At 62.7% G+C, this 11,829-nt stretch carries 9 protein-coding genes; 3 read left to right on the top strand and 6 right to left on the bottom strand.

What is annotated here, in order from left to right; genetic code table 11:
• The first annotated feature begins 75 nt into the window (after window positions 1-75).
• From zwf to edd, 3 genes are all read left to right on the top strand, one after another.
• On the top strand, window positions 76-1,548 hold the full coding sequence (zwf, locus tag P9A16_RS14235) for a glucose-6-phosphate dehydrogenase (RefSeq protein WP_023511849.1): 1,473 nt from the start codon (window positions 76-78) through the stop codon (window positions 1,546-1,548).
• A 9-nt stretch (window positions 1,549-1,557) separates the two neighbouring features.
• Window positions 1,558-2,256 (top strand): 6-phosphogluconolactonase, encoded by a 699-nt coding sequence (pgl, locus tag P9A16_RS14230; protein WP_023511848.1) that lies wholly within the window; start codon window positions 1,558-1,560, stop codon window positions 2,254-2,256.
• A gap of 124 nt (window positions 2,257-2,380) precedes the next feature.
• Window positions 2,381-4,201 (top strand): phosphogluconate dehydratase, encoded by a 1,821-nt coding sequence (gene edd, locus P9A16_RS14225; RefSeq protein ID WP_023511847.1) that lies wholly within the window; start codon window positions 2,381-2,383, stop codon window positions 4,199-4,201.
• A 195-nt stretch (window positions 4,202-4,396) separates the two neighbouring features.
• Here the strand turns inward: edd and P9A16_RS14220 are convergent, their stop codons facing one another.
• The 6 genes from P9A16_RS14220 to P9A16_RS14195 form a co-directional block, all read right to left on the bottom strand.
• Entirely contained in the window at window positions 4,397-4,810 is a 414-nt protein-coding gene (locus P9A16_RS14220) for a hypothetical protein (RefSeq protein ID WP_023511846.1), read from the bottom strand.
• Window positions 4,811-4,917: 107 nt separating this feature from the next.
• Window positions 4,918-6,009 (bottom strand): ABC transporter ATP-binding protein, encoded by a 1,092-nt coding sequence (locus tag P9A16_RS14215; RefSeq protein WP_023511845.1) that lies wholly within the window; start codon window positions 6,007-6,009, stop codon window positions 4,918-4,920.
• Window positions 6,010-6,090: 81 nt separating this feature from the next.
• The gene (gene bglA, locus P9A16_RS14210; RefSeq protein ID WP_024270949.1) at window positions 6,091-7,743 is read right to left on the bottom strand and encodes a beta-galactosidase BglA; all 1,653 of its coding nucleotides are present in this window, start codon (window positions 7,741-7,743) and stop codon (window positions 6,091-6,093) included.
• A gap of 79 nt (window positions 7,744-7,822) precedes the next feature.
• Window positions 7,823-8,968 (bottom strand): carbohydrate ABC transporter permease, encoded by a 1,146-nt coding sequence (locus P9A16_RS14205; RefSeq protein WP_023516574.1) that lies wholly within the window; start codon window positions 8,966-8,968, stop codon window positions 7,823-7,825.
• A 1-nt stretch (window position 8,969) separates the two neighbouring features.
• Window positions 8,970-9,980, bottom strand: a complete 1,011-nt coding sequence (locus P9A16_RS14200) for a carbohydrate ABC transporter permease (RefSeq protein ID WP_023516575.1) — start codon at window positions 9,978-9,980, stop codon at window positions 8,970-8,972.
• A 189-nt stretch (window positions 9,981-10,169) separates the two neighbouring features.
• Window positions 10,170-11,510, bottom strand: coding sequence for an ABC transporter substrate-binding protein (locus tag P9A16_RS14195; protein WP_371260130.1), 1,341 nt, complete (start codon window positions 11,508-11,510; stop codon window positions 10,170-10,172).
• Window positions 11,511-11,829 lie beyond the last annotated feature (319 nt).

The following is an 11,829-nucleotide window of genomic DNA, read 5'->3' as shown; positions in this document are numbered from 1 at the left end:
TGTTGCGTTGCACGCTGGTGTTTTTAAATCGATTAGATTATAACACCCGGCAACAGAACGAGATCGAGATATCCGATGAGCAGCCAGATCATTCCCGTTGAGCCTTTCGACTATGTCGTCTTCGGCGGAACCGGCGATCTTGCGGAACGCAAGCTCCTTCCGGCCCTCTACCACCGGCAGCTCGCCGGCCAGCTTTCCGACCCGACGCGCATCATCGGCGCGTCGCGCACCGCCTATACGGATGCGGAGTACCGCAAGTTCGCCGTGGATGCGCTGAAGGAGCACCTGAAGCCCGGCGAATTCGACGAGGCCGAAGTCAAGACCTTCTGCGACCGGCTGTTCTATGTCGCCGTCGACGCCAAGTCCGACGGCGGCTGGGACAAGCTGAAGGAGCTTCTCGATGAGGGCAAGGAACGCGTGCGGGCCTTCTACCTCGCCGTCGCCCCCGCCATCTTCGGCGACATCTCGGAGAAGATCCGCGACCACAAGCTGATCACCAAGCAGACCCGCATCGTCGTCGAAAAGCCCATCGGACGCGACCTTGCCTCGGCCAACGAGCTGAACAACACGATCGGCAAGGTGTTCCGCGAAGAGCAGATCTTCCGCATCGATCACTATCTCGGCAAGGAGACGGTGCAGAACCTGATGGCGCTGCGCTTTGCCAACGCGCTCTACGAGCCGCTGTGGAACTCCGCCCATATCGACCATGTGCAGATCACCGTTGCGGAGGCCGTCGGCCTTGAAAGCCGCGCCGGCTACTACGACAAGGCCGGTGCGCTGCGCGACATGGTGCAGAACCACATTCTGCAGCTTCTCTGCCTCGTGGCCATGGAAGTGCCCTCCTCCATGGACGCGGAAGCCGTGCGCGACGAGAAGCTTAAAGTTCTGCGCGCCCTCAAGCCGATCGACCAATACAATGTCGAGCGCCTCACCGTACGCGGCCAGTACCGCGCGGGCGCCTCGGCCGGCGGCCCGGTCAAGGGTTACCTCGAGGAGCTGGAAGGCGGCGTTTCCAACACGGAGACCTTCGTCGGCATCAAGGCCGAGATCGGCAACTGGCGCTGGGCGGGCGTGCCCTTCTACATCCGCACGGGCAAGCGGCTTGCCGCGCGCATGTCGGAAATCGTCATCACCTTCAAGCCGATCCCGCATTCGATCTTCGACCCCTCGGCCGGCCGCATCGAGGCGAACCAGCTGATCATCCGTCTTCAGCCGGACGAAGGCGTCAAGCAGTCGCTGATGATCAAGGACCCCGGCCCAGGCGGCATGCGCCTGCGCAACGTCTCGCTGGACATGAGCTTTGCCGAAGCCTTCGACGCCCGCAATGCCGACGCCTACGAGCGCCTGCTGCTCGACGTCATCAGGAACAACCAGACGCTCTTCATGCGGCGTGACGAAGTGGAAGCCGCATGGCGCTGGATCGACCCGATCCTGAAGGCCTGGGAAGCGACGGGCCAGCAGGCGCAGGGCTACACCGCCGGCACCTGGGGTCCGAGCCAGGCCATCGCCCTCATCGAGCGCGACGGCCGCACCTGGCACGAAACGTAAGGAAGCCCGATGAGCGCGAGACTGCATGAATTCAGGGATGGCGCAGCCTTGGCCGAGGGACTGGCAGACCGGGTTTCCGGCGTGCTGGCCGACGCCGTTGCCAGCCGGGGCCGCGCCAGCATCGCGGTCTCCGGCGGCTCGACACCAAAAGCCTTCTTCAAGGCACTGTCGAACCGAGACATCGACTGGGGCAAGGTGACGATCACCCTTGTCGACGAGCGTTTCGTTCCCGCGGACAATCCGCGCTCGAACCACCAGCTCGTCGCCGACAACCTGCTCCAGGGCAAGGCGAAGGCCGCAGGCTTCCTGCCGCTCTATCGTGACGCCGGCAGTGCGGAGGAAGCCGCGACGATCGTTTCGGCGGACGCCGAGGCTCTTGGCCATCCTTTCGACGTCGCCATTCTCGGCATGGGTACGGACGGCCACACCGCGTCCTTCTTCCCCGGCGGCAGCCGGCTTGCCGAGGCGATCTCGCCGGAAACCCCGCGTGGCGTAATCACCATGGAAGCGGAAGGCGCAGGCGAGACCCGCCTCACCTTCACCTTCGCCAGCCTCCAGGATGCCCGCCTTCTGGTGCTTCATATCGAGGGCCAGGGCAAGAAGGACGTGCTTGCCGCGGCAGAAGCCGACGGACCGGAAAGCGACATGCCGATCCGCGCCATGCTGCGCCGCGCAGCAACGCCGATCGATATCTACTGGGCGCCCTGAAGCACCCTGCCGGGTAATACCGGTTTCACCCGGCGCGTAACGCCGATGATTGAAGCGGACAGCGCAGCTCTCCCGCGCGTTGCCGCATGCGAAAATGCCATCGAGAGAGGTAAGGATAGCTCCCATGTCCGCCGATAAACGCATCGAAGCCATTACAGCCCGCATCGTCGAACGCTCGAAGCCGCATCGCGAACCCTATCTCGCGCGTGTGCGCGCCGCCATCTCCAAGGGCGTGCACCGTTCGGTGCTCTCCTGCGGCAACCTCGCGCACGGCTTTGCCGTCTGTTCCCCCGCCGAGAAGGATGCGCTCGCCGGCGACCGCGTTCCGAACCTCGGCATCATCACCTCCTACAACGACATGCTCTCGGCCCACCAGCCGTTCGAGACCTATCCGGCGCTGATCCGCGAGGCCGCGCGGGAGGCGGGCGGCGTGGCGCAGGTCGCCGGCGGCGTGCCGGCCATGTGCGACGGCGTCACGCAGGGCCAGCCGGGCATGGAACTGTCGCTCTTCTCGCGCGACCTCATCGCCATGGCGGCCGGCATCGGCCTGTCGCACAACATGTTCGATTCGGTCGTCTATCTCGGCGTCTGCGACAAGATCGTGCCGGGCCTGACGATCGCGGCCCTCACCTTCGGGCATCTGCCCGCCATCTTCATTCCTGCAGGTCCCATGACCTCGGGCCTGCCGAACGACGAGAAGGCCCGCGTGCGCCAGCTCTATGCCGAAGGCAAGGCCGGCCGGGAAGAACTGCTGGAAGCCGAGTCGAAGTCATACCACGGCCCCGGCACCTGCACCTTCTACGGCACCGCCAACTCCAACCAGATGCTGATGGAGATCATGGGCTTCCATATGCCCGGCGCCTCCTTCATCAATCCTGGCACGCCGCTGCGCGACGCACTGACCAAGGAAGCCGCCAAGCGCGCGCTCGCCATCACCGCACAGGGCAATGAATTCACCCCGGCCGGCGAAATGATCGACGAGCGCTCCATCGTCAACGGCGTCGTCGGCCTGCATGCGACGGGCGGCTCGACCAACCACACGCTGCACCTTCTCGCCATGGCACGCGCCGCCGGCATCGTGCTCACCTGGCAGGACATTTCCGAGCTGTCCGACGTGGTGCCGCTGCTCGCCCGCGTCTATCCGAACGGCCTTGCCGACGTGAACCATTTTCACGCCGCCGGCGGCATGGGCTTCCTCATTCAGGAGCTTTTGAAGACCGGCATGCTGCATGACGACGTGCGCACCGTCTACGGTCGGGGCCTGCAGGCCTATACGATCGACCCGAAGCTCGGCGAAAACGGCGCGGTCGTGCGTGAACGCTCGCCGAAGATCAGCCACGATCCGAAGGTGCTCGCCAATATCGAGACACCCTTTCAGCCCACGGGTGGCCTGAAGATGCTGACCGGCAATATCGGCAGCGCCGTCATCAAGATTTCGGCGGTAAAGCCGGAGCGCCATGTCATCGAGGCGCCGGCAAAGGTGTTCCACGACCAGCAGGAACTCAATGTCGCCTTCAAGGCCGGTGAGCTGACGGGCGATTTCATCGCCGTCGTGCGCTTCCAGGGGCCGAAGGCGAACGGCATGCCGGAATTGCACAAGCTGACCACCGTGCTCGGTATCCTGCAAGACCGCGGTCAGCGCGTTGCCCTCCTCACCGACGGGCGCATGTCCGGCGCATCCGGCAAGGTGCCGGCAGCCATCCACGTCACGCCGGAGGCTGTCGACAACGGCCCGATCGGCCGCATCCGCAACGGCGATATCATCCGGCTGGATGCGACCCACGGCACGATCGAGGTTCTGGTGAATGCCGCCGAGTTCGCCGCCCGCCCGCAGGCGACGGCCGATCTCTCGGGCAACGAATTCGGCATGGGGCGCGAGCTTTTTGCGCCCTTCCGCGCGATTGCGGGGCCGGCGGATCATGGGGCGAGCGTGCTGTTTGCCTGATGGCGCGGGGCGCTGCCGCCCCTCATCCGGCCTGCCGGCCACCTTCTACCCTTAAACGGAGAGAAGGAAACAAGAGGCCAAGCCCTACTATCTCTCCCCGCTCATTGTTTGGGGAAAGCATCGCCACATTCCCCTTTCTCCCCGCCTGCGGGGAGAAAGGTCGCGGCAGCGGGATGAGGGGCAGCCCCCAAAACGTCAGCTATAAATATCCAGCGTCCGGCCGTGATGGTTCCGGTGCGTCGAATAGACGAAGATGCGTTGCAGATCCTTGTCGGAGAGCAGGCGCAGGAAACGCGCTTCGACGATGTCGTTGGTGTAGACGCGCTGCGTCAGGCAACCGATCATCGGCAGGCGGGCGCTGACGATGTCGAGGTAGAAGTTGCGTGGCAGCTGGAACTTCGTCGTCATCGTGATGACGGCACCGCTGCGCGACAATTTGGTGATCAGGCAGCGGCGGGAGACCAGGTTGACGAGACCGCCGTTCTCGGTGAACTCGATGCGCGCCTCGTTGCAGGTGTCCTCCATCGGGAAGCTCTTCTCGCGATCGTACATGAAGGACTCTTCCTTGTTCAGGTAGTTGTTACGCGGTACGGATCCCTGAATACCCATCGGCCTGCTGCCCCCCGGCACTGTCTGCTTTCGGCAAAAGCCTAGGGGAGCAACGCTTAACATCGGGTTGAGCGGCAGGGCTAAATCCTGCCGCTTCCCTTTCGCCTTCAGGATGCGCGATAGCTCTTTCCGGCCGCATCGAAGAGATGCAGCTTCGCCTTGTCCGCCGTGAACCGCACCCGGTCGCCACGCTTGACGTCGAGGATGCCCGGGATCTTGGCGATGATCGGCTCGCCCTGCACGAGACCGTCGATATACAGCAGCGTCACTTCGCCGAGCGCTTCGACGATCGACACCGTACCCTCGAAGAGGAAATCCTCGCCGGTCGTGATCTGAAGGTCTTCCGGCCGTACGCCAAAGCTCGCGGTCTTGCCGACTTCGGAGGCCGCGGCCGGGATGTCGACGCTGGAGCGGCGCCCGCCCGTCAACTCGAGTTCCGTCGAAGCGCCGGCCGCCGTGATCTTCGCGGGAATGATGTTCATCGCGGGCGAACCGATGAAGCGGGCGACGAAGAGGTTTGCCGGGCGCTCGTAGAGTTCCAGAGGCGGACCGACCTGTTCGATATGGCCGGCCGAGAGCACGACGATGCGGTCGGCAAGCGTCATCGCTTCGACCTGGTCATGCGTCACGTAGATCATCGTCGTGTCGGCCATCTGCTCGTTGAGCTTGGCGATCTCGATTCGCGTCGCCACGCGCAGGGCAGCGTCGAGATTGGACAGCGGTTCGTCGAACAGGAAGACTTTCGGATTGCGGCAGATGGCGCGGCCGATGGCGACGCGCTGACGCTGGCCGCCGGAGAGCGCCTTGGGCAGGCGGTCGAGATATTTTGTGAGCTGGAGGATATCGGCAGCCGAGCGCACGCGCCGGTCGATCTCCTCCTTGCTTTCGCCAGCGATGCGCATGCCGAAGGCCATGTTGTCGAAGACGGTCATATGGGGGTAGAGCGCATAGGACTGGAACACCATGGCGATACCACGCTTGGAAGGCGGCACGTCGTTGACGCGCTCGCCGTCGATCGTCATCTCGCCGCCGCTGATCTCCTCAAGGCCCGCGATCATGCGCAGCAGGGTCGACTTGCCGCAGCCGGACGGGCCGACGAAGACGATGAACTCGCCCTGCTTGATATCGAGATCGATGCCGTGGATCACATCCACCGCGCCGTAGGACTTGCGGATATCCTTGAGTACCAGCCCTGTCATGTCTCTCTCCCCTATAGTCCCTGTTTGGCGCAGTTCCGGAGGCGACCCGCCTTCCACTTTCGCCGGAATTGTTCTGACCGGTTACACGAAGCGCGCGAAAAACCCGCTCCAGGCCGGAAGTTCGATGCTTTCCGCATGCATCATGCTTTCAAACCCGTGGCCCTCCAGAACCTGCAGCGTGCCATCAGGCAAGTCCGCAAGGCGCGCGATCGGGCTCATGTTGAAAGCGCAGAAAACCTTCTCGTTGCCGTGCGTGCGCACGAAGGAAAGGATCGCGCCTTCGGCCGACTGAAATGCAATCTCGCCCTTCACCAATGCCACGTGCTCCTTGCGGAAGGCAAGAAAGCGCCGGTAGTGCGCAAGCACCGAGGCCGCATCCCCCTCCTGTATGTCGACGGCGCGCTCGAGATGAACGGCCGGCACCGGAAGCCAGGGTTTTCCCTTGCTGAAGCCGCCGGAAAGCTCGGTGCTTTCCCAGACCATCGGCGTGCGGCAGCCGTCGCGGCCCTTGAAATCCGGCCAAAACTGGATGCCGTAGGGATCCTGCAGGTCCTCATAGGCAAGCTCGGCTTCCGGCAAGGCCAGCTCTTCGCCCTGGTAGATGCAGACCGAGCCGCGCAGCGACATCAGCAGGCTGGCGAGCAGCTTGGCATGGGCCTCATGATCGGTGACGGCGCTGCCCCAGCGGCTGACATGGCGCATGACGTCGTGGTTGGAGAAGGCCCAGCAGACCCAGCCCTCGGGCGCAGCCTTTTCCAAGGCATGCTGCGTGTCGGCAACGAAGGCCGGTGTCAGCGGTTCGGGCGCAAGGAACTCGAAGGCGTAGCACATGTGCATCTTGTCGCCGCCGGACGTGTATTCACCGGCGATTTCAAGGCCGCGCTGGCTGTCGCCCACCTCGCCAACGGCAGCGATGGCCGGAAACTCCTCCATGACCGCACGGAACCGTTTGAGGAACTCCAGATTTTCCGGCTGGTTCTTGTCGTAGAGATGTTCCTGGTAGTTGTAGGGGTTCACGGCCGGCGCGGTCTGGGCGTTGCGGCGCTCGGGGGCGAGCGACGGGTTGTCACGCAGCTCCTTGTCGTGGAAGTAGAAGTTGATCGTGTCGAGACGGAAGCCATCGACGCCGCGCTCCAGCCAGAAGCGGGCGACCGAGAGCAGCGCATCCTGCACTTCCGGATTGTGCAGGTTGAGGTCCGGCTGCGAGGTCAGGAAATTGTGCATGTAATATTGCAGGCGCGTCGGATCCCATTGCCAGGCCGAACCGCCGAAGATCGACAGCCAGTTGTTCGGCGGCGTGCCGTCCGGTTTGGAATCGGCCCAGACATACCAGTCCGCCCGCGGATTGGTGCGCCGGGAACGGCTTTCGACGAACCAGGGATGCTTGTCCGAGGTGTGCGACAGCACGAGGTCGATCATCACGCGGATGTTGAGGCGGTGCGCCTCGGCGATCAGCGCATCGAAATCGGCGAGCGCACCGAAGATCGGATCGACGTCCTGGTAGTCGGAGACGTCGTAGCCGAAATCCTTCATCGGCGAGGTGAAGAAGGGCGATATCCAGATCGCATCCACACCGAGGGAGGCGACATGGGAAAGCCGCTCCGCAATACCCCTGAGGTCGCCGATCCCGTCACCGTTGGTATCCTGATAGGAGCGCGGATAGATCTGGTAGATCACCGCGCCACGCCACCAGTCCTTGTCCGGTACGAGAAGGGTGGAATCCGACATCGTCATGCTGCTTGTCCTGTGCATCTTTGATTTTTACGCGATTGCGAATGCAAACCGCTTCACGCTTTTGTGGCAACTGCCTTCGTCAGCCACCCTTGACCGAGCCCGCCAGCAGGCCGCGCACGAGATAACGCTGCAAGCTAAAGAAGACGATCAGAGGAACGACGATGGTGATGAAGGCGGACGCCGTAAGGATTTCCCAGTTGCCACCGCGCGAGCCCAGAAGGTTGACGAGACGCCCGGTCAGAACGAGCTCCTCGTTGCCCGCGCCGAGGAAGACCATGGCGACGAGCAGGTCGTTCCAGGTCCACAGGAACTGGAAGATGGCAAAGGACGCGAGTGCCGGGAAAGACAGCGGCAGGATGATCTTGACGAAGATATCGAAATCCGACGCACCGTCGACACGGGCCGATTCCATGATCTCGCGCGGCAGGCCAGCCATGTAGTTGCGCAGGAGATAGACCGCGAGCGGCAGGCCGAAGCCCATATGGGCGAGCCAGATACCGACATAGGTCTTCGCCGGCACGCCGAAGAAGGCGCCGACGCCGTTATAGAGCCGCAGCAGCGGGATCAACGACATCTGCAGCGGCACGACGAGCAGGCCGACGATGACGGCGATCAGGATCGCCCGGCCCGGAAAGGGCATCCAGGCAAGCGCATAGGCGCAGAAGGCGGCAACGAGGATCGGGATGATCGTTGCGGGGATCGCCACGGTGAGCGAATTGATGAAGGACCTGCCGATGCCCTCGGCATTCAGCACTTCGCGATAGTTGTCGAGGGTAAAGCGCGGCGGCGCGGAGGCGGTATAGAAGATGCGCTGGCCGCGCGTGCCCTCCATCTTCGTCGGCGAAACGATCTCGTAGCTGCCGTCCTCCTTGACGGTCAGCGTCTGGCCGTCGCCGATATCGGCGGCAGCGCCGGCCTCGAAGGCGGTCGGCTGCAAGGGGCGGAAGCCGAAGGCGGAGACCTTTGCGTCACCGCCTTCCAACAAATTGCCGGATATGACGAACTTGCCGTCACGCTCGACCTGCGCCTCCGGGGCGGCAGCGCGGCCTGTCAGGTTCTGTGAGGAGGTGGAAAGCGCGGTCCACCAGCCGGAGACGGCGAGCTGGTCCTTGTCGCGCAGCGAGGAGATCAGGAGGCCCGCCGTCGGCAGGGTCCAGAGCGCGACGAGCAGAAGGACGAAAAGATGGACGGCGAAGACGAGCGGCGAACGGGACGAGGCGATCATCTCAGTGGCCTTCCATTTCCTTGGTGGCGTTGCGGATGTTCCAGATCATGATGGGTATGACCAGGATCATGATGACGACGGCAATGGACGCGCCACGCCCGAAATCGCCGCCGCCGCGGAACATCCAGTCGAACATCAGGTTCGCCAGAACCTGCGTCTGCCATTGGCCGTTGGTCATCGCGAGCACGATGTCGAAGACCTTCAGCACCAGGATGGTGATCGTCGTCCAGACGACGGCGATCGTGCCCCAGATCTGCGGCACCATGATCTTGAAGAAGATCTGGAAACCATTGGCACCGTCAATGACGGCCGCCTCGATCGTCTCCTCCGGAATGCCGCGCAGCGCCGCCGAGAGGATGACCATGGCAAAACCCGTCTGGATCCAGATCAGGATGACCATCAGAAAGAAGTTGTTCCAGAAGGGGATGGTCATCCACGCTTCGGGCGAGCCGCCCATGGCGACGACGATGGCATTGAGGATGCCGATTTGCTCGGAGCCTTCGGCGCGGTAGTCGTAGACGAATTTCCAGATGACGGCGGCGCCGACGAAGGAGATCGCCATCGGCATGAAGATCAGCGTTTTCGCGATGTTGCCCCACCAGATACGGTCGGTCAGCGCGGCGACGATCAGGCCGAAGAAGGTGGAGAGCGCCGGCACCACCAGCAGCCAGAGGAAATTGTTGAAGATCGACTGGCGGAACTCGCCGTCGTTGATCATCCAGGCGAAATTGCTGAAGCCGACGAACTGCTGGCCCGTGCGATCATGGAAGGCGAGCCGGACGGATTCGAAGACGGGATAGACGAGGTAGATCGTCAGCGCGAAGAGCGCGGGCGCCATGAACAGCCAGGGCCGGATCGCATTGGTGATGCGCAGGTTCTTCGAAGCCTGCGCGCCCGTCAGCCCTTTGGAGGGAAACATCCTGTCGAGCAGGAAATTCGTCCCGAAGAAGTAGAGGACGCAGGCGAGAACGCCCCCGACCATCGTGAAGACGGCGAATAACAATTGCTGCACGGCAGTCCCTCCCCTGGAAAAGTCCCCTACGGCTTCTTTTCGTGCAGCGCGGCCTTCGCTTCAGGTGTTTGCTTGACGTCTTCCGAAGCCACATCGACTGTTCACGCGGCTTGGCCACCGCATGGTCCGGCTGCACGTTTGCATGCTCGGGAAAACCGGCCGGCGGCTGCCGGCCGGTTCGCCAGGATGTTACTTGATGGCGTCCCAGGCCTTCTGCACGCCGCCTGCGACATCGGCCGCGGACTTGCCGCCGACGAAATCGACCATGCCGGTCCAGAATGCACCCGCGCCGATCTTGCCCGGCATCAGGTCCGAACCGTCGAAACGGAAGGTCGTCGAATTGAGCAGGATCTCGCCCTGCTTCTTCATCGGCGCATTGGCATAGGCCTCCTTGTTGGCGCTCTTGTAGGGCGTCAGGAAGCTGGTCTGCGCCATCCACAGTTCGTGCGCGATGGGCGTCTTCAGGAACTCGATGAACGCGCGGGCGGGCGGCGTGTCCTTGGTGATCATCGCGAGCGTGCCGGCGCCGAGCACGGGATTGCCGAGTTCCGGCTTGCTGGCATAGGGCGGCATGTAGAAGAAGTCCGCATCCTCGCCGACAACGGTGCCTTCCGGGAAGAAGGACGGGATGAACGACGCCTGATGGTGCAGGTAGCACTTCGGCGGCGAGGCGAAGAGGCCCTTCGGGCTGTCACGGAAGTCGGTGGAGGCGACCGCCGCCGCGCCGCCATCGACGAACTTGTCGTTCTTGGCGAACCAGCCGAATTCGTCGAGCGCGCCGACCACCGAAGCATCGGTGAACGGGATCTCGTTCTTTACCCACTTGTCGTAGGTTTCCGGGGAAGCGGTGCGCAACATCAGGTCTTCGACCCAGTCGGTCGCCGGCCAGCCGGTCGCGCCGCCGGAACCGAGACCAATGCACCAGGGCGTGCCGCCGTCGGCGACGATCTGCTCGGTCAGCGCCTTCAGGTCTTCCATGGTCTTCGGCACTTCGTAGCCGGCATCTTCAAAATTTTCCGGCACGTACCAGACGAGGGACTTCACGTCGATCTTGTAGGGGAAGGCGAAGAGTGCGGCATTGCCGTCCTTGCCCTTGTAGGTCGAAAGATCGACCCAGGACTGGCCGGCGGCGTAATTGTCGAGCAGCCATTGCTTGGTCTCGTCGCCGAGCGGGGTCAGATACCCCTTGGAGGCAAGGTCGGCGATGAGGCCCGGCTGCGGCAGGATGGCGACGTCAGGCGGGCTGCCGGCCTGGGTGTCGATGACGATCTGCTGCTCGTAGTTTTCGGAAGAGGAATATTTGATCTCGACGCCCGTCGCCTCGGTGAAATAGGCGTAGACGATCTTGAAAAGCGCCTCGTCCTCACCGCGCCAGGGGCCGAAAATGGTCAGCGTCTGACCCTTGAGGTCGTGGCCCTTCTTGAAATCCTCGAAACTCTGCCAGTTGAACTTGGAATCCTCGCCCGGCTTGAATTTCAAGTCGGCCGCAGCGGCGCCGCCCGCCATCAAAAGAGCGAGCGCGGCCGTCATCAGCAATGTCTTTTTCACGAGATTTGCCTCCCATAGCAAACCCGCCCTCTCCCGGGGCAGGCATTCTCTAAAATACCCCAAAATTCAAAGCGCTTTGGATTTCCTTTCATCCCATTTCCTTCCGAGCTTCGTCAAGTACCCCTCAGAGGTTTGTGGATAAAAACGCAGTATTTAACGCAGTGCAGCGTAGTTTTGCGGCGCAAAAAGGCCAAATCCGCTTTTCCTAAATGATTTGCTGATGTTACATGCCAAAACGCTTTGGGACACATCCAGGGAACGAAAAGAGAAGACATCCAAAGCGCTTTTAATGTTTCAAGAA

The organism is Shinella sp. 838 (assembly GCF_029623935.1).
GTDB lineage: Bacteria > Pseudomonadota > Alphaproteobacteria > Rhizobiales > Rhizobiaceae > Shinella.
This window is presented reverse-complemented; position numbering and strand designations above follow the sequence as displayed.